Annotated in this window: 11 protein-coding genes and 3 rRNA genes; 11 read left to right on the forward strand and 3 right to left on the reverse strand. The window is 69.1% G+C overall.

Features of this window, described 5'->3' with window-relative positions:
* Window positions 1–64: 64 nt before the first annotated feature.
* From O7601_RS17205 to rrf, 3 genes are all read left to right on the forward strand, one after another.
* A 16S ribosomal RNA gene (locus tag O7601_RS17205) occupies window positions 65–1,579 on the forward strand.
* 373 nt (window positions 1,580–1,952) lie between these two features.
* A 23S ribosomal RNA gene (locus tag O7601_RS17210) occupies window positions 1,953–5,063 on the forward strand.
* Between the two features lie 101 nt (window positions 5,064–5,164).
* Window positions 5,165–5,281: ribosomal RNA gene (rrf, locus tag O7601_RS17215) — 5S ribosomal RNA — on the forward strand.
* The 16S, 23S and 5S rRNA genes sit together here, the layout of an rRNA operon.
* Before the next feature lie 94 nt (window positions 5,282–5,375).
* Here the strand turns inward: rrf and O7601_RS17220 are convergent.
* A complete protein-coding gene (locus O7601_RS17220; protein ID WP_281567096.1) occupies window positions 5,376–7,163 on the reverse strand; it encodes a hypothetical protein in 1,788 nt (595 codons plus the stop codon).
* Here O7601_RS17220 and O7601_RS17225 point away from each other — a divergent pair.
* Together O7601_RS17225 and O7601_RS17230 are read left to right on the forward strand one after the other, a co-directional pair.
* Window positions 7,056–7,958, forward strand: coding sequence for a Replicase polyprotein 1ab (locus tag O7601_RS17225; RefSeq protein ID WP_281566960.1), 903 nt, complete (start codon window positions 7,056–7,058; stop codon window positions 7,956–7,958). The genes O7601_RS17220 and O7601_RS17225 overlap by 108 nt on opposite strands.
* Window positions 7,955–8,968 carry an HAD-IIA family hydrolase gene (locus O7601_RS17230; protein WP_281562134.1) on the forward strand — a complete coding sequence of 338 codons (1,014 nt, stop codon included), beginning with the start codon at window positions 7,955–7,957 and terminating at the stop codon, window positions 8,966–8,968. Before O7601_RS17225 ends, O7601_RS17230 begins: the two co-directional genes overlap by 4 nt.
* A 5-nt stretch (window positions 8,969–8,973) precedes the next feature.
* Here O7601_RS17230 and O7601_RS17235 read toward each other — a convergent pair whose 3' ends face one another.
* Complete coding sequence (locus tag O7601_RS17235) at window positions 8,974–9,312, reverse strand: SCP2 sterol-binding domain-containing protein (protein ID WP_093409767.1); 339 nt, start codon at window positions 9,310–9,312, stop codon at window positions 8,974–8,976.
* A 110-nt stretch (window positions 9,313–9,422) separates the two neighbouring features.
* On the opposite strand from O7601_RS17235, the gene O7601_RS17240 reads away from it, so the two are divergent.
* From O7601_RS17240 to O7601_RS17260, 5 genes are all read left to right on the forward strand, one after another.
* The gene (locus O7601_RS17240; protein ID WP_281562135.1) at window positions 9,423–10,010 is read left to right on the forward strand and encodes a hypothetical protein; all 588 of its coding nucleotides are present in this window, start codon (window positions 9,423–9,425) and stop codon (window positions 10,008–10,010) included.
* Window positions 10,007–10,228, forward strand: coding sequence for a hypothetical protein (locus tag O7601_RS17245; RefSeq protein WP_281562136.1), 222 nt, complete (start codon window positions 10,007–10,009; stop codon window positions 10,226–10,228). The genes O7601_RS17240 and O7601_RS17245 overlap by 4 nt, the downstream gene beginning before the upstream one ends.
* A 16-nt stretch (window positions 10,229–10,244) precedes the next feature.
* A complete protein-coding gene (locus tag O7601_RS17250; RefSeq protein ID WP_281562137.1) occupies window positions 10,245–11,105 on the forward strand; it encodes a TlyA family RNA methyltransferase in 861 nt (286 codons plus the stop codon).
* A 162-nt stretch (window positions 11,106–11,267) separates the two neighbouring features.
* A complete protein-coding gene (locus O7601_RS17255; RefSeq protein ID WP_281562138.1) occupies window positions 11,268–12,152 on the forward strand; it encodes an NAD kinase in 885 nt (294 codons plus the stop codon).
* Between the two features lie 194 nt (window positions 12,153–12,346).
* Window positions 12,347–16,072: a S8 family serine peptidase gene (locus tag O7601_RS17260; protein WP_281562139.1), complete on the forward strand. Its 3,726-nt coding sequence runs from the start codon at window positions 12,347–12,349 to the stop codon at window positions 16,070–16,072.
* A gap of 48 nt (window positions 16,073–16,120) precedes the next feature.
* Here O7601_RS17260 and O7601_RS17265 read toward each other — a convergent pair whose 3' ends face one another.
* On the reverse strand, window positions 16,121–17,113 hold the full coding sequence (locus O7601_RS17265; RefSeq protein ID WP_281562140.1) for a helix-turn-helix domain-containing protein: 993 nt from the start codon (window positions 17,111–17,113) through the stop codon (window positions 16,121–16,123).
* A 91-nt stretch (window positions 17,114–17,204) separates the two neighbouring features.
* Between O7601_RS17265 and recN the strand changes: the two genes are divergently transcribed.
* Window positions 17,205–18,962 (forward strand): DNA repair protein RecN, encoded by a 1,758-nt coding sequence (recN, locus tag O7601_RS17270; protein ID WP_281562141.1) that lies wholly within the window; start codon window positions 17,205–17,207, stop codon window positions 18,960–18,962.
* Window positions 18,963–19,046: the final 84 nt, after the last annotated feature.

Genomic DNA, 19,046 nt, shown 5'->3' on the forward strand with positions numbered 1-19,046 from the left:
TCTGGTTGGTTTGGATTCCTTTGGCAACATTTTTTGTTGCTGGGATGGATTTTTCGACAGGTTTTTGTTGGAGAGTTTGATCCTGGCTCAGGACGAACGCTGGCGGCGTGCTTAACACATGCAAGTCGAGCGGAAAGGCCCTTCGGGGTACTCGAGCGGCGAACGGGTGAGTAACACGTGAGCAACCTGCCCTAGGCTTTGGGATAACCCCGGGAAACCGGGGCTAATACCGGATATTCACTTGCGGGCGCATGTTTGTGGGTGGAAAGTTTTTCGGCTTGGGATGGGCTCGCGGCCTATCAGCTTGTTGGTGGGGTGATGGCCTACCAAGGCGACGACGGGTAGCCGGCCTGAGAGGGCGACCGGCCACACTGGGACTGAGACACGGCCCAGACTCCTACGGGAGGCAGCAGTGGGGAATATTGCACAATGGGCGGAAGCCTGATGCAGCGACGCCGCGTGAGGGATGACGGCCTTCGGGTTGTAAACCTCTTTCAGCAGGGACGAAGCGTGAGTGACGGTACCTGCAGAAGAAGCGCCGGCCAACTACGTGCCAGCAGCCGCGGTAAGACGTAGGGCGCGAGCGTTGTCCGGATTTATTGGGCGTAAAGAGCTCGTAGGCGGCTTGTCGCGTCGACTGTGAAAACCCGTGGCTCAACTGCGGGCCTGCAGTCGATACGGGCAGGCTAGAGTTCGGTAGGGGAGACTGGAATTCCTGGTGTAGCGGTGAAATGCGCAGATATCAGGAGGAACACCGGTGGCGAAGGCGGGTCTCTGGGCCGATACTGACGCTGAGGAGCGAAAGCGTGGGGAGCGAACAGGATTAGATACCCTGGTAGTCCACGCTGTAAACGTTGGGCGCTAGGTGTGGGGGGCCTCTCCGGTTCTCTGTGCCGCAGCTAACGCATTAAGCGCCCCGCCTGGGGAGTACGGCCGCAAGGCTAAAACTCAAAGGAATTGACGGGGGCCCGCACAAGCGGCGGAGCATGCGGATTAATTCGATGCAACGCGAAGAACCTTACCTGGGTTTGACATCGCCGGAAATCTCGCAGAGATGTGGGGTCCTTCGGGGCCGGTGACAGGTGGTGCATGGCTGTCGTCAGCTCGTGTCGTGAGATGTTGGGTTAAGTCCCGCAACGAGCGCAACCCTCGTCCCATGTTGCCAGCAATTCGGTTGGGGACTCATGGGAGACTGCCGGGGTCAACTCGGAGGAAGGTGGGGATGACGTCAAGTCATCATGCCCCTTATGTCCAGGGCTTCACGCATGCTACAATGGCCGGTACAATGGGCTGCGATACCGTGAGGTGGAGCGAATCCCAAAAAGCCGGTCTCAGTTCGGATCGGGGTCTGCAACTCGACCCCGTGAAGTCGGAGTCGCTAGTAATCGCAGATCAGCAACGCTGCGGTGAATACGTTCCCGGGCCTTGTACACACCGCCCGTCACGTCACGAAAGTCGGCAACACCCGAAGCCGGTGGCCCAACCCTTGTGGAGGGAGCCGTCGAAGGTGGGGCTGGCGATTGGGACGAAGTCGTAACAAGGTAGCCGTACCGGAAGGTGCGGCTGGATCACCTCCTTTCTAAGGAGCACCATCCACCGAAAGGTGGTATGGAGCCCGCGGCCTGCGGATGTCGGGTCGGGGTGCTCGATTGGCGGAGACACTGGTGAGTTTTTCCTCGGCAACGGTCAGGGCGCTTAGTACAGCCGGCTTTCGGGTTGGTGGGAACGGTTGCTGTGGTGCGGCTGGGGAGGGATGTAAAGCACCCTGTTGGGTCCTGAAGGAACAACCTGTGTGGTTGTTGTTTCAGAGCCTTGAGGCGAGCGGGAGCTTGTCGAGGCGCCAGGCATGGCTTGGTTTCTCATACCGCCGGTGGTTGCCGGGCTGGTGGGAGACGGTGGGTTGTGGGTTGGTTGTTTGTTGAGAATTGCACAGTGGACGCGAGCATCTTTGTGGTCAAGTTGTCAAGGGCGAACGGTGGATGCCTTGGCACCAGGAGCCGATGAAGGACGTGGGAGGCCGCGATAGGCCTGGGGGAGCTGTCAACCGAGCTGTGATCCCAGGGTGTCCGAATGGGGTAACCCGGCATCAGTCATGTGGTGTCACCTGCACCTGAACTCATAGGGTGTGTGGAGGGAACGCGGGGAAGTGAAACATCTCAGTACCCGTAGGAAGAGAAAACAATAGTGATTCCGTGAGTAGTGGCGAGCGAAAGCGGATTGAGGCTAAACCGGTTGCGTGTGATACCTGTCAGGGGTTGCGTGGTCGGGGTTGTGGGACCCTGCTACACGAGCTGACACTCGTGTGAGGAGTGATAAAGCCAGTTGTTAGCTGAATGGTCTGGAAAGGCTGACCGTAGACGGTGATAGTCCGGTAGGTGAAAGCAGCTGGTCTTCTGTGGGTGTTCCCGAGTAGCGGCGGACTCCTGAAATCTGCCGTGAATCTGCCAGGACCACCTGGTAAGCCTAAATACTTCCTGGTGACCGATAGCGGACGAGTACCGTGAGGGAATGGTGAAAAGTACCCCGGGAGGGGAGTGAAATAGTACCTGAAACCGTTCGCCTACAATCCGTCGGAGCCTTGCGGGGTGACGGCGTGCCTTTTGAAGAATGAGCCTGCGAGTTAGTGGCATGTGGCGAGGTTAACCCGTGTGGGGGAGCCGTAGCGAAAGCGAGTCTGAAGAGGGCGTTTGAGTCGCATGTTCTAGACCCGAAGCGGAGTGATCTAGCCATGGGCAGGCTGAAGCGCGGGTAAGACCGTGTGGAGGGCCGAACCCACCAACGTTGAAAAGTTGGGGGATGACCTGTGGTTAGGGGTGAAAGGCCAATCAAACTCCGTGATAGCTGGTTCTCCCCGAAATGCATTTAGGTGCAGCGTCGTGTGTTTCTTGCCGGAGGTAGAGCACTGGATGGTCTAGGGGGCCTACAAGCTTACCGAAATCAGCCAAACTCCGAATGCCGGTAAGTGAGAGCGCGGCAGTGAGACTGCGGGGGATAAGCTTCGTAGTCGAGAGGGAAACAGCCCAGATCACCAGCTAAGGCCCCTAAGCGTGTGCTAAGTGGAAAAGGATGTGGGGTCGCATAGACAACCAGGAGGTTGGCTTAGAAGCAGCCACCCTTTAAAGAGTGCGTAATAGCTCACTGGTCAAGTGGTTCCGCGCCGACAATGTAGCGGGGCTCAAGCACACCGCCGAAGCTGTGGCATTCACACAATGACTTCGCGAGGTCCTTTGGGGTTTCGTGCAGGTGTGTGGGTGGGTAGGGGAGCGTCGTGCCGGGGGTGAAGCAGCGGGGTGACCTAGTTGTGGACGCGGCACGAGTGAGAATGCAGGCATGAGTAGCGAAAGAAGGGTGAGAAACCCTTCCGCCGGATGACCAAGGGTTCCAGGGCCAGGTTAATCCGCCCTGGGTGAGTCGGGACCTAAGGCGAGGCCGAGAGGCGTAGTCGATGGACAACGGGTTGATATTCCCGTACCCGCGAAGGAGCGTCCCTGATGAACCTCGTTGTGCTAACCATCCGAGCTAGCCGAGACCTTCGGGTCGAGGTTGGTGAGCGTGGGAACCTGGCGGGTAGTAGTCAAGCGATGGGGTGACGCAGGAAGGTAGCTGAGCCCGGCCGGTGGTTGTGCCGGGGTAAGCGTGTAGGCCGTGCCATAGGCAAATCCGTGGCGCACAGGGCTGAGACGTGATGCCGAGCCGATTCAGGTGAAGTCAGTGATCCTATGCTGCCGAGAAAAGCCTCTAGCGAGTTTCGAGCGGCCCGTACCCCAAACCGACACAGGTGGTCAGGTAGAGAATACCGAGGCGATCGGGCGAACTGTGGTTAAGGAACTCGGCAAATTGCCCCCGTAACTTAGGGAGAAGGGGGGCCGGAGACGTGAAGCCCCGCGCGGGTGGAGCGTTGTATGGCCGCAGAGAGCAGGGGGAAGCGACTGTTTACTAAAAACACAGGTCCATGCGAAGAAGTAATTCGATGTATATGGACTGACGCCTGCCCGGTGCTGGAACGTTAAGGGGACCTGTTAGCTCTTTTGGGGCGAAGCGGAGAACTTAAGCGCCAGTAAACGGCGGTGGTAACTATAACCATCCTAAGGTAGCGAAATTCCTTGTCGGGTAAGTTCCGACCTGCACGAATGGCGTAACGACTTCCCCACTGTCTCAACCACAGGCCCGGCGAAATTGCAGTACGAGTAAAGATGCTCGTTACGCGCGGCAGGACGGAAAGACCCCGGGACCTTTACTATAGCTTGACATTGGTATTTGAGTCGGCTTGTGTAGGATAGGTGGGAGCCGGTGAAGCTCATACGCCAGTATGGGTGGAGGCAATCTTGAAATACCACTCTGGTTGATTCGGGTATCTAACTTCGGACCGTTATCCGGTTCAGGGACAGTGTCTGGTGGGTAGTTTAACTGGGGCGGTTGCCTCCTAAAGGGTAACGGAGGCGCCCAAAGGTTCCCTCAGCCTGGTTGGCAATCAGGTGTTGAGTGCAAGTGCACAAGGGAGCTTGACTGTGAGACTGACGGGTCGAGCAGGGACGAAAGTCGGGACTAGTGATCCGGCACTTGCGTGTGGAAGCGGTGTCGCTCAACGGATAAAAGGTACCCCGGGGATAACAGGCTGATCTTCCCCAAGAGTCCATATCGACGGGATGGTTTGGCACCTCGATGTCGGCTCGTCGCATCCTGGGGCTGTAGCAGGTCCCAAGGGTTGGGCTGTTCGCCCATTAAAGCGGTACGCGAGCTGGGTTTAGAACGTCGTGAGACAGTTCGGTCCCTATCCGCCGTGCGCGTAGGATACTTGAGAAGGGCTGTCCCTAGTACGAGAGGACCGGGACGGACGAACCTCTGGTGTGCCAGTTGTCCCGCCAGGGGCACGGCTGGTTAGCTACGTTCGGAAGGGATAACCGCTGAAAGCATCTAAGCGGGAAGCCTGCTTCAAGATGAGGTATCCCATCCACCTTTGGTGGGGTAAGGCCCCCAGCTAGACGACTGGGTTGATAGGCCGGAAATGTAAGCCCGGTAACGGGTTCAGTTGACCGGTACTAATAGGCCGAGGACTTGACTATCAAAGTTGCTACGCGTCCACTGTGTAACTCACAACAAACAAACAACACCCCAACAAGGAAAACACTGTTGGTGTTGGTGTTGTTTGACATGTTGATAAGGTTACGGCGGTCATGGCGGAGGGGAAACGCCCGGTCTCATTCCGAACCCGGAAGCTAAGCCCTCCAGCGCCGATGGTACTGCACCCGGGAGGGTGTGGGAGAGTAGGACACCGCCGGACACACGTCACAGTCGAGGGCCGCCCGGAATCGGGTCGGCCCTCGACTGCGTTGCGTCGTTGATACGGCGTACTCAGGAAGGATGTACCTGTGAGTTCAGCACCTCAGGGCGGGGACCGCCCCCGGGGTTACGAGGGTCGGCCGACGGATCGCGACGGCGGATCCCGCCGCAGCGACCGTCCGTCGCGCCAGGATCGGGGGGAGGAGCGCGGCTCTCGCGAGGGCGGCGGGTACGGCGGCGATCGACCCAGGTCCGGCGGCTTCCGACGGGACGGTGACCGCCGCGAGGGCGGCTTCCGCGACGGCGGCCGCTCGGGCGGTGGATTCCGGGGCGAGCGCAGCGACCGTGGTTTCGGCGGTCGCGACGGCTCCGGCGACCGGGACCGTGACGCTGGCGGCTTCCGTGGGGACCGCCGCGAGGGCGGCTTCCGCCGCGACGGTGGCGAGCGCTCGGCTGGCTTCCGGGGCGGCGACAGGGCGTCTGGCGGCTTCCGTGGGGACCGCCGTGAGGGCGGGTTCCGCGACGCTGAGCGCCGGGATGGCGGCTTCCGCGGCAACGACCGCCGCGACGGTGGCGCTGACCGTCGTGAGGGCGGCTTCCGGAGCGACGACGGTCGCGGCGGTGGTTTCCGCGGTGGTGACCGTCGGGAGAGCGGGTTCCGGAGCGGCGACCGTCGTGAGGGCGGCTTCCAAAGCGGTGGCCGCCGCGAGGGCGGCTTTCGCAATGGGGGTTCCTCCGGCGGTGACCGTCGTGAGGGTGGCTTCCGTAGGCACGAGGGCGAGCGGGGCGGTCACCGCGACGAGGCACGGCGGGACAGCGGCTACCGAGGTGAGCGCCGCAACGATGAACGTGGCGGCGGCTTCCGGGACGGTGATCGCCGCGAGGGCGGGTTCCGTGGCGGTGAGCGTCGGGACAGTGGCTTCCGTGGCGGTGATCGCCGCGAGGGGGGCTTCCGCGACGGAGAGCATCGTGGCGGCGGCTTCCGTGGTGGCGAGCGTCGTGAGGGCGGGTTCCGGGCCGGCGAGCGTCGGGACGGCGGGTTCCGCGACCGCCGCGACCGCGACGGCTCCGGCGGTGACCGTCGTGAGGGTGGCTTCCGTAGGCACGAGGGCGAGCGGGGCGGTCACCGCGACGAGGCACGGCGGGACAGCGGCTACCGAGGTGAGCGCCGCAACGATGAACGTGGCGACGGCTTCCGGGACGGTGATCGCCGTGAGGGCGGGTTCCGTGGCGGTGAGCGTCGGGACGGCGGCTTCCGTGGTGGCGAGCGTCGGGACGGCGGGTTCCGCGACCGCCGCGACCGCGACAGCTCCGGCGGCGATCGCCGTGAGGGCGGGTTCCGTGGCGGTGACCGCCGTGAGGGCGGCTTCCGTGGCGGTGACCGCCGTGAGGGCGGCTTCCGTGGCGGCGATCGCCGTGAGGGCGGGTTCCGAGGTGGTGACCGCCGTGAGGGCGGGTTCCGAGATCGGGACAGCGCGCGCGGAGCGGGCGGCTTCGGTGAGCGCCGGGAGAGCGGGTTCCGTCGTGGAGCGGATGAGCGTGGCGGCGAGCGCCGTGGCGGCGGATTCCGGGACGACCGGGATGGTGATCGTCGCTTCGGGCGGGGTGAGGACCGCGCCGGGCCCGGCTCGACAGAGGACGGGCGCACGCAGGCGCCGGCGCTTCCTGACGAGATCGTCGCGACCGACCTGGACAAGGACGTGCGCGCCGAACTGCTGTCGCTGGCGAAGCCGGTCGCGGAGACCGTTGCCCGGCATCTCGTAGCGACCGGGCAGCTGATCGACGAGGATCCGGCCGAGGCGCTTGCGCACGCATTGGCCGCCCGCCGGCTCGCATCGCGGATCTCCGCGGTCCGAGAGGCTGTCGGCCTGGCCGCGTACCACGCAGGGGAGTGGCAGTCGGCTATCGCCGAGCTGCGGACGTACCACCGGATGAGTGGCGCGCAGAGCCACCTGGCGGTGATCGCGGACAGCGAGCGGGCACTGGGCCGCCCCGAACGGGCCATCGACCTGTTCCGGGGGGCCGACCAGGAGAAGCTGGACCCGGCCGTGGCGATCGAACTGCTGATCGTGGCCGCCGGTGCGCGGGGCGACCTCGGGCAGCGGGACGCGGCCGTGGCGATGCTCCAGGTACCCGAGCTGACCACCGACGCCGTCCAGCCGTGGACGGCCCGACTGCGCTACGCGTACGCCGACGCGCTGCTGGCCGTGGGGCGGCGGGCCGAGGCGCGGGAGTGGTTCTCCCGCGCGGCGGAGGTGGACACCGAGGCCGAGACCGACGCGGCTGAGCGGCTGCTCGAACTCGACGGCGTGGTCATCGAGGGTGACGACGAGGACGAGGTGGCCGAGGAACTGGCCGCTGGTCCGGGTGCCCCTGGCGCGGTGCCGGCCCAGCCGGACGCCGGCTCGTCGGCCAGCACCGTGGACAGCGACCAGCATGACCCGGCCGCGGACGACCTGGCGTCCGACGAGCCGGAGGCCGAGGCGGCGGTCGTCGCGGACTCCACGGCCGCCCAGGACCTGGTGGCCGACCCGCCGCACGCTGACGACGAGCGGAACGCGGATGGCGACGGGGTAGCGGGCGCGGCCGTCCCCGAGACCACCGCGGAGGCCGCTGAACCTTCTGCTGACCGTCGCGAGTCGGACGGGATCGAGGAACCGGAGGCACGGCAGCGATGAGCGCGGGCCGGCTGGTGGACGGTTACGCCCTGGTCGTCTTCGACCTGGACGGGGTGGTCTACCTGATCGACCAGCCGATCCCCGGCGCGGTCGAGACGGTCGCCCGACTGCACGGTGAGGGCCGAGCCGTCGCGTACGCGACGAACAACGCCTCGCGCCGCGCCGCCGACGTGGCCGACCTGCTCACCGGGATGGGTGTGCCGGCGCGACCGGAGGAGGTGCTCACCAGCGCCGCCGCCGCCGCCCAGCTGCTGGGCGAGCGGCTGCCGGCCGGCGCGCCGGTGCTCGTGGTGGGTGCCGAGGCGCTCCGGGCCGAGATCAGCGAGGCCGGCCTCAAACCGGTTTCCACGGCCGACGAAGGCCCGATCGCGGTCATCCAGGGGTACGGCCCGCAGGTGGGCTGGGCAGATCTGGCCGAGGCGGCGGTGGCGGTACGGGCCGGCGCGACCTGGGTGGCCACGAACACCGACCGTACGCTGCCCAGCGGGCGCGGGCCGTTGCCGGGCAACGGCGCACTGGTGGCCGCGTTGGCCACCGCGCTCGGCCGGGACCCGGACGAGATTGTCGGTAAGCCGGCACCGGAGCTGTTCGCCACCGCCGCCCGGCGGGCGGACAACGGTCGTACGGTGGTCGTCGGTGACCGGCTGGACACCGACATCGAGGGGGCCAACCGGGCCGGTCTGGACAGCCTGCTGGTCCTCACCGGTGTCAGCGACGCCGCCGAGCTGCTCGCCGCGCCCGCAGCGCGCCGGCCGACGTACGTCTCCTGGGATCTGACCGGCCTCTTCGACCCCGACGGCGTGGTGCGGGTGCCGGCGTCAGACACCGACCAGGGCGGCTGGCAGGTGACCACCGGTGCCGGCGACTGGCAGCTGTCCGGGTCGGGGCGTGCGCTGGACGCCCTCGCGGCGCTGTGCGCGGCGGCCTGGCACAGTCATCCGTCCGGCCCGGTCCGGCCGGCGTCCCCGCAGGCGGTGCAGGCGCTGGAGCAGCTCCGTTTGGCGTCCTGACCCGGTCAGAGCAGCTTGCGCAGCTTCATCAGGTCAAACGGGTTCGCCTTGATTGACACGCGGCGGTTGGCGACCGCGCGAGTGACGTCGAGATCGCCGCGTACCAGGGCCAGCAGGTCGTCACTTGTGGTGCTCATCGCGATCTTCGCCTTCGGATCGTCACCGTCGGCGAGCTCCACCAGCCTGCCGCCGGTGAGCCGACCGTGAAAGGCGGTCTCCAGATCAGTGATCCGGCAGGCCAGGGTGCGATCCAGGTCCACGCGATCGCGAACGGTCTCCGCGTTGCGCTCAAGCCGGGCGGCCAGATCCTGCAACGCCTGCCGACACTCGTCCACCGTGGCCACCAATCGCCTCCTCGCACACCACGTCGTCTCCCGGCACCGTACCGCACGGGACAGTTCCAACGGCCCGGTAGCGTGACACCTGCACAGCCGCCGGGCGAAAGGACTCAGGCATGCAGGACGCGTGGCGCGCCTACCTCGAACTGGCCATGGGCCTGACGGAGGCGCCCCGGAAGAAAGCACAGGACGCGGTGCGCCGGGCGATGGGATCGACCGGCGCGACGGCCGCCCAGCTACAGACCCTCGCCGAGGAGCTACGGTCGACCGGCGCGGCCAACCGTGAGGCCCTGACCAAGCTGGTGCGGTTCGAGGTCGAGCGGGCGCTCGGCGCGGTTGGCCTGGCCACCGCCGAGGAGGTCGCCGAACTGGACCGCCGGGTGCGTGAGTTGGAACGCCAGCTCCGAGCCGCTTCCGCTACGCCCACCAGCGGTGCCGCGCCGGGCCCGGTGGTGGCCCCCGAGTCCGTCGAGACCCCCTCCGTCGGCACGCCGTCGACCGCCGCCGCGGCCCCACCGACGAAGGCGGTCGCGAAGAAGGCGGTCGCTAGGAAAGCCGTCGCTAAGAAAGCGGTGGCCAAGAAGGCGGTCGCGAAGAAGACCGTGGCCAAGAAGGCATCCGGAACGGTGGTGCGTACCGCCGATGGTGAACCGGTGTCGCGACCGGCCAAGGCCGCACCGCCGCGTCCGGACGGTGCCGAGTGACCGCGCCGCGGCCCGGTCCGCCGCCGGGTCCACGCCCGGGTCCGCCGCCGCAGCGCTGGACCGGTGAGGACGGGCAGGACGACGGTCATCCGGCGGTGGAGGCCGCGATGCAGGCGATCGCGAACGCCGCCACGCTCGGACCCGCCGACCAGATCGCCCAGTACGAGGCCGCGTACCAGACGCTGCGGGAGACGCTGGCCACCATCGACCAGGCCTGAGGAGGCGCGTCCATCCATGGCACGGCGTAACCGGTTGGACGCCGAACTCGTCCGTCGCGGCCTGGCCCGCTCCCGCGAGCAGGCGGTCGCGTTGGTGGAGGCTGGCCGCGTGCAGCTGCGTGGGGTGCCGGCCCGCAAGGCCGCCGCGATGGTCGACCCCGCCGATCCGTTGCTGGTCAGCGGCGCCGACCCGACCTCCGAGTACGTTTCCCGGGGCGGGCACAAGCTGGCCGGCGCGCTCGCCGCGTTCGCCCCTGCCGGGCTGGTGGTGCATGGTCGACGCTGTCTGGACGCCGGCGCGTCCACCGGCGGCTTCACCGACGTGCTGCTGCGCGCCGACGCCGCCGAGGTGGTCGCGGTGGACGTCGGCTACGGCCAACTGGCCTGGCCGCTGCGCAACGATCCGCGGGTACGGGTCTTCGAACGCACGAATGTCAGGACGCTGGTCCCGGAGACGATCGGCGGCCCGGTTGACCTGACCGTCGCCGACCTGTCGTTCATCTCGCTGCGGTTGGTGCTGCCCGCCCTGGCAGCCTGCACCCGGGCCGACGGTGACCTGGCGCTGATGGTGAAACCGCAGTTCGAGGTGGGTCGGGAGCGGGTCGGTGCCGGTGGGGTGGTGCGCGATCCGGAACTTCGGGCACAGGCGGTGCTGGACGTCGCCACGGCAGCCGCGACGCTGCGGTTGGGGCTGGCGGATATCGCGGCCAGCCCGTTGCCGGGGCCGAGCGGCAACGTCGAGTTCTTCGTATGGTTACGCCGGGACGCGCCGCCGGCCGACCCGGAGCGGGTGCGGGCCGTGGTGGCGGCCGGGCCAGGCGGCCGGGTGAAGTCCGGCGACGGACCGGACGAGGTGACGGAGGAGGTGGCCACGTGAGCGAGCGGAGCGAGCGAACCGTCTGGCACAGCAGCGTGGCGGCTCAGGCCGCCGGTGAGCGGAGCGGGGCGGCGGCGTGAGCGAGCGAACCGTCAGGTACCGGGGCGTGAGCCGGTCTCGGCGAGCGAACCATCAGCGCGGTGTTTCCGGGGGGTCGTCGCGGTGACCCGCACGGCCCTGTTGGTGACGCACACCGGCCGCCGACGCAGCACCGAGCATGCCCGTACGGTGGCCGCGGACCTGATTGCCGCCGGGTTCGAGGTGCGGGTGGTGGCCGAGGAGGCCGAGGATCTCGACCTGCCGGGCGTGGTGCCGGTGACCGGGCCGGAGGCGGCCGAGGGCGCAGAGATCGTTTTCGCGCTCGGTGGGGATGGCACGTTCCTGCGCGCCGCGGAGCTGGCCCGGCCGGCGAAGGTGCCGCTGCTCGGCATCAACCTCGGCAAGGTCGGCTTTCTCGCCGAGGCGGAGATCGACGATCTGGACGTGGCGGTCCGTGACGTGGTCAGCCGCAACTACAGCGTCGACGAGCGGCTCACCCTCGATGTGATGGCGGAGTTCGACGGTGGGCCGACCATCGAGTCGTGGGCACTCAACGAGATAAGCGTCGAGAAGGGCGAGCGGGCCCAGATGCTGGAACTTCTCGTCGACGTCGACGGGCGGCCGCTGTCCCGGTACGGCTGCGACGGCGTGGTCTGTGCCACGCCCACCGGTTCCACGGCGTACGCCTTCTCCGGTGGCGGACCGGTGGTCTGGCCCGAGGTGGAGGCGTTGCTGCTGGTGCCGATCAGCGCGCACGCGTTGTTCAGCCGACCGCTGGTGACGGCCCCCACCTCCACCATGACGATCACCGTCGACCCGTTCACCACCCTGGCCGTGCTCTGCTGCGACGGGCGGCGGGTCTACGACCTGCCGCCGGGCGCCCGGGTCACCGTGCGGCGGGGCACCCTGCCGGTGCGGATCGTACGGCTGCGCGACCGATCGTTCACCGCGCGCCTGGTGGCCAAGTTCGACCTCCCGGTGCATGGCTGGCGAGGCAACCGCCGCTGACCAACCTGCCTCCTGATGCGTCGGCGGTAACCGGCCGGACACCTACCCGCCGGTCGGCTGTCCGTCCGGTGTCCACCTGGCGACATGTCGCCGGTGCGGCGGACCCAGAGTAGTGACCGTGCGGTGGCTCGCGTCGCAGACTCCGAGCGGTCGATCTTCGATGGATCGGCCCCCGGAGCAGAGGAGCGCATCGCATGCACAGGCCCTCACGCTGGCTGATCGCCGGCGCGGCCGGCGCGTTGGCCATCGGACTCGCCACCCCCGTGTCCGCCGACCCGCCCGCACCACCCAGCGGTCCGGCACCGGGGCCGACAGCCCCCGGTACCGGACCCGCCCGCATCACCCTGATCACCGGTGACCAGGTCGACCTCGCCCCGGCGGCGCCCGGCCGGGTCGCCGCCACCGTCCGCCCCGCCCCCGGCCGGGAACAGGTCACCTTCCAGACCTTGAAGGTCGACGGCGGGCTGCGGGTGCTACCCAGCGACGTCCTGCCGTACGTCGCCAGTGGCGTGCTCGATGCCGACCTGTTCGACGTGCAGGAACTGGCCGAGGACGGCTACGGCGACGCAGCCCAGGGCGTCCTGCCGCTGATCGTGCGTTACCAGGAGCCGGCGGCTGGCCGCGTCCGCCCGCTCGCCGCCGCCACCGAGGCCCGTCCGTTGGCAAGCATCAACGGCGCCGCCATCCGGGTCGGCAAGAGTGATGTCGGTGGCCTGTGGACGCAGCTGGCCGGCACGTCGACTCTCCGTCGGTCCACCGTCGTCACCGCCCCACGACTGGGTGCCGGCATTGCCAGCATCTGGCTGGACGGACGGGTCCGTCCAGCGCTGGAGCACAGCGTGCCGCAGATCGGCGCACCCGCCGCCTGGGCGGCCGGCCGCGACGGCAGCGGTGTCACCGTGGCCGTGCTCGACACCGGCGTCGATGCGACTCACCCGGACCTGGTCGGTCGGATCGCCGAGGCGCGGGACTTCTCCGGCAGCGGCAGCGCACGCGACGGCCACGGCCACGGCACGCATGTCGCCGCGACCGTCGCTGGCAGCGGAGCCGCGTCGGGTGGTCTGCGTAAGGGCGTCGCCCCCGGCGCGCGGCTACTGGTCGGCAAGGTCCTCGACGACAACGGCGCCGGCTACGAGTCGGACATCATCGCGGCGATGGAGTGGGCCGCCCATGCCGGCGCGAAAGTGGTCAACATGAGCCTCGGCGGCGGTCCGACCGACGGCACCGATCCGACGAGTCAGGCGCTCAACGATCTGACCGCGCAGACCGGAGCGCTCTTCGTGGTCGCCGCCGGCAACTCCGGCGCAGCGCGTACCGTCGGCTCGCCGGGCGCGGCCACCTCGGCGCTCACCGTCGGGGCGGTGGACCGCGAGGACAATCTGGCGGCGTTCTCCAGCCGCGGGCCCCGCCTCGGCGACAACGGCCTGAAGCCGGAGATCACCGCGCCGGGCGTCGGTATCGTCGCGGCCCGGTCGACCGGCTCCAGCATGGGTACGCCGGTGGGCGAGGCATACACGACCGCCTCCGGCACCTCGATGGCCACTCCGCACGTGGCGGGCGCGGCGGCGATCCTCGCTCAGGAGCACCCCGACTGGACCGCCGAGAGGCTCAAGGACGCACTGGTCAGCACCACGAAGGCGAATCCCCAGTTGACCGTTTTCGAACAGGGCGGTGGCCGGGTCGACGTGTCCCGGGCACTCAGCCAGCGGGTGTACGGCTCGGCCACCGCCGACTTCGGCCGGGTGGCCGACGGTGGTGGCACGGTCGAGCGGCACGTGACGTACACCAACGGCACGACGACCTCGCAGACCCTGCGACTCACCCTGGACCTGCGCAACACGGACACCGGCGTGCCGGAGACCGACGGTGTCGTGGTCGCGGCCGGTCAGGTCACCGTGCCGGCGGGCGGCAGCGTGCCGGTGTCGTTGCGGGCCGACCCGACGAAGCTGGCCCCGGGGCCGCACGGTGGCTGGCTGGTGGCGACCGGCGCGGACGGCGTCACCGTGCGTACGCCGGTCGCCTTCACCCTCACCCGCCCGATCCGCAACGTCACGATCAAGGTGCTGGACAGGGAGGGTGAGCCGACCGTCGCACCGGGACTGACGCTCTTCGGCGAACAACCCGAGTCGGACTTCTGGGGTTTCTGGCCGGGCGAGGGCACCCTCCAGGTCGAGGAGGGCACCTACCTGCTGACCGCGCTGGTCGAGCACGGCGCGCCCCTGGACGAGCAACTGACCTCTCTCATCGAGCCGGAACTCAAGGTCGACCGGGACCTGACCGTGGTACTGGACGCGCGCGAGGGCACCCCGGTGCGGATCGAGACGCCGAAACCGGCCGAACAGCGGGCGGTGCTCAGCTACTACGTACACCGGGTGCTGGGCAACGGCCGGCAGATCGCGCACGGCGTGATGGCGTTCAGCACCGTGCAGCAGGTGAACGTCACGCCGACCCGGCCGGTGCGGACCGGACAGTTCGAGTTCGCCTCCCGCTGGCAGCTCGTCGCGCCGATGGTGGACGCGAAGATCAGCGGTGTCTCCGGTCCGGTGGACATCAACCTGCTGGGTACGTCGCCGGCCCCGAGCGGCCGGCGGAAGCTGCCGCTGGTCTGGGCCGGCACCGGCGCGCCCGGTGAGTTGACCGGGGCGCGGAATGCTGCCGTGCTGCTCGACGCCGATCCGGACCGCTCGGAGGAGGAACAGGTCGCCGCTGCCGCTGCCGCCGGCGCCGCCGCGGTGCTGATCGTCCGTCCGGCGGACTTCAGCGCCTGGACGGTGTGGCGCCCGGATGGAGACCGGCTGCCGATTCCGTCGCTGGTCGTGGCCTGGGACGACGGGCAGCGGCTGATCGCGGCGGCCCGCACGGGCCGGGCGAGGCTTGACCTCACGTTGACCGTGGTCAGCCCGTACCTCTACGACGTGTGGCAGGTGTCGAAGGGGCGGGTGCCGGCGCGGGTCGTGCACACCGTGACGGCGAAGAACACCGCCGAGGTGACCGCGAGCTACCACGGCACCGGCGCGGACTGGGCCACCGAGCAGCGGTTCGGCTGGCGTCCGTGGCAGGAGTACTCCTGGAACGACGACCAGCGCATGGTCCGCAACGGCACCACCCGCAAGGAGTTCGTCAGCGCCGGGGACAACTGGTGGCAGCAGCGGGTGCTGCACAAGATGATGTTCGGCTGGGGGCCGCTGGAGGAGGGCCTGACCCAGGAGCCCCGGCGGTACGCCGCCAACGACCGGGTGACCGAGAGCTGGCACGCCCCGGTGGTCCGCCCAGCCGTACCGGCCGGCACCGCCGGCCCGGCGCCCCGACGGACCGGCGACACCCTGGACCTGCGGGTGGCCGAGTTCGTCGATGCCGACGGTCACGTCGGCGGGGCCGGCTCCGGCGAGGAACCGGTGACCGTCGAGGCCCGCCTCAGCAGGGACGGGCGGCAGATCGCGGACCTCTCCGCGGGCTGGGCGCCGGTGCCCACCACCGCCGGTTCGGCCCGCTACCGGCTGGACGTGTCCACCCGACGTGCCTCCGCCACGTGGCGCTACGCCACCCGCACCGAGACAGCCTGGCAGTTCACCTCGGCCCGTCCGATCGGCGGCAAGGCTACCCCGTTGCCCCTGCTCCAGGTCGACTACCAGGTTCCCGCCGACCTGCACGGTGTGGTGCCCGGCAAGCGGGCGCACAAGCTCGGGCTGAGTCTGCGCCAGCCGGCCGGGGTAGCCGCGCCGACCGGCACCAACCTGCGGGTCGAGGTGTCGTTCGACGGCGGGCGGAACTGGCGCGAGGCGACGGTGCGGGCGCACGGCACCCGCTACACCGCCTTGGTGCCAGCCGGCCGGGGCACCGTGTCGCTGCGGGTGCATGCCAACGACCGGGCGGGAAACACCGTCGACCAGACCGTGATCGACGCGTACGGGCTGCGCTGACGTGGCCGAGGCGGGCCGCCTGCGGGCCGCCCGCCTCGGCCGTCCGGTTCAGATCCAGCCTCGGCGGGCGACCTGGAAGGCCAGTCCCGGTCGGGTGTCCACGCCGGCAACGGCCATCAGGTCGGCAAGCCGGCGCTGCACGGTCCGCCGGCTGACGCCGAGCTGCGAGGCGATGGACTTGTCCGGTACGCCGGCCACGAACAGCGACAGCAGTCGCGCCTCGTCGGCGTCCGGCCGGTAGGTCTCGGCGTCCGGCTCGGCGGTCGCGGCCGGTGGCACGGTGGAGCGCAGCGGCGTGGCGTTCCGCCAGTGGCTCTCGAAGAGGGACAACAGCGCGTCGAGCAGCTGACTGCGGCCGATCACCGCGGCGCTCGGCTCGCCGCTGCTGCGGTCCGGCACCAGCGGACAGACCGCCGTCCGGGCGTCCACGATGGCTAGGCGCACCGGCAGCCGGTCCAGGACCCGGGCCTGCTCACCGGCGCGTACGCCCTGCTCGACGTCCTGCAACGCGCCTGGTTCGAGGAGCATCTCGCGTTCGTAGATGGCCCGGTAGCGCACCCCCCGGGCAAGTGCGTGGAACTCCTCGACGTTGTCCTGGCCGGGCATTGCCAGCGGGTTGGCCCGGCAGAACCAGAGCACCTCGACCCGGGCGGCGTTCTGCAGGTCGCGCAGGCGCTCGCGGAGCACCCGCGCTCCGGTGATCACCTCCACCAGGTGTTCGGCGTCGTGCCGCCGCATCGCGGTCCGGTACTCCTCGGCGAGTTGGGTGACCGAGGCGCGGGCCGTCTCGAGCGCCTCCTGCTGGCGCAGCAGCACCCCGCCGAGCGGGACATCCGGCGCGAGCGGGCGCAGCGGGGCGTCCGGTTCCGGGCCGACCGGCTGTACCAGACCCTTGGCGCGCAGGGCGTCGAGGTGGGCGAGGACGTCCGTCCGGGGGCGGTGCAGCCGCTCGGCCAACTGCTCGACCCGCGCCCGGGTGAGCTGCACCAGACAGCGGTAGAGCTCCTCTTCCGCCGAGGTCAGGCCGATCACCTCCAACATGAGGCTGAACTGTACGACGACGCCGGACGGGGCGCGTCGGGGCCCGCGCCGGCTGGTCAAGTGTCGGGCCACGCGTCTACTGTCGGTTGCTGTGCTGGAGGAGCTACGCATCACCGGACTGGGCGTCATCGAGGACACGACGCTGCCGCTGACCGGCGGCATGAACGTCATCACCGGCGAGACCGGTGCCGGTAAGACGATGGTGGTGACGGGGCTCGGCCTGCTCTTCGGTGGCCGGGCCGACGCCGGCCGGGTGCGCGCCGAACCCGGCCGCGCCGTGGTCGAGGGCCGGCTGCGGCTCGGTGGTCGGGTGGCGGAGACGGTGCACGCCCGGATCACCGACGCCGGAGGTGAGCCCGACGAGGACGGCGGCGTGCTGCTGAGCCGTACGGTCACGGTGGAGGGGCGGTCCCGGGCCCATCTGGGTGGCCGCGGCATGCCGGTGTCGATGCTCGGCGAGGTCGGCGAGCAGGTGGTCGCCGTGCACGGCCAGTCCGACCAGCTGCGGTTGCTGCGCCCGGCGGAGCAGCGGGCCGCGTTGGACCGGTTCGCCGGCCCCGAGCACGAGAAGCTGCTGGACGCGACGCGGGACGCGTTCACCCGGTGGCGTCGGGTGGTCGACGACCTGGCCGACCGGCGACGCAACGCGCGGGAACGACACCAGGAGACAGACCTGCTGCGGCTGGGCCTCGACGAGATCACCCGGGTCGATCCGCAGCCGGGCGAGGACGACGAGCTGAAGGCGGAGGCGCAACGACTGGAGCACGCGGAGGGTCTGCGTACCGCAGCCCAGCTGGCCCATCAGTGCGTGGCCGGCGGCTTGGAGGCCACCGACGACACCCCTGATGCCTCGACGCTGCTGGGCACCGCCCGGCGCACGCTGGAGACGCAGGCCGGCACCGACCCGGCGCTCGGTGAGCTGGCCGGCCGCCTGGAGGAGGCGGCCACGCTGGTCGCCGACGTCTCGGTGGAACTGTCCACATACCTCGCCGGCCTGGACGCCGACCCGGCTCGGTTGCAGGCGCTCTACGAGCGGCGGGCCGCGTTGCGCGCGTTGACCCGCAAGTACGCCGACGACGTCGACGGTGTGATCGCCTGGGCGGAGCGGGCCCGGACCAGACTGTCCGAGCTGGACAACTCCGACGAACTGCTCGACGAGCTGGATCGGGAGGCGTCCCGGCTGGCCGGCGAGGTGGCCGAGCTGGCCGGCCGGCTGTCGGCGTCCCGGCAGGAAGCGGCGGCACGCTTCGCCGAGCAGGTCACCGTGGAGCTGGCCGGGCTGGCGATGCCACACGCCCGGATCGAGGTGGCGGTGCTGCCCCGGGCCGCCGGGCGGGCCGAGCCGACCTTGCCGGTCAACGGGGTCGACGTCGGGGTCGGCCCGGACGGCGGCGACGAGGTCGAGTTGCGGCTGTTGGCGCACCCCGGCGCACCGTCGCTGCCGCTGCAACGGGGTGCCTCCGGCGGTGAGCTGTCCCGGGTGATGCTCGCCATCGAGGTGGTCTTCGCCGGCTCCGGCGGCCCGCCGACGCTGGTCTTCGACGAGGTCGACGCGGGGGTGGGCGGTCAGGCGGCGGTGGAGATCGGCCGGCGGCTGGCCCGGCTGGCCCGCAGTCACCAGGTCCTGGTGGTGACCCACCTGCCCCAGGTCGCCGCCTTCGCCGACCGGCACCTGGTGGTGGCCAAGGACACCGGGGGAGCGGTCACCACCAGCGGGGTGCGGGTGGTGGAGGACACCGAGCGGGCCCGGGAACTCGCCCGGATGCTTGCGGGTTTGCCGGATTCGGATCTGGGTATCGCTCACGCCGAGGAACTCCTGGCCGTAGCGGCCAGGGAACGGCGGTCCTGAGACCGCGATTGTGAGCGGAGGCACACCGGCCTTCGCCCATGTGTGCTTCCCTGGGTAGGCGGCCCTGCTCAGGCATGTCGCGAC

The organism is Verrucosispora sp. WMMD573 (assembly GCF_027497175.1).
Lineage (GTDB): Bacteria > Actinomycetota > Actinomycetes > Mycobacteriales > Micromonosporaceae > Micromonospora.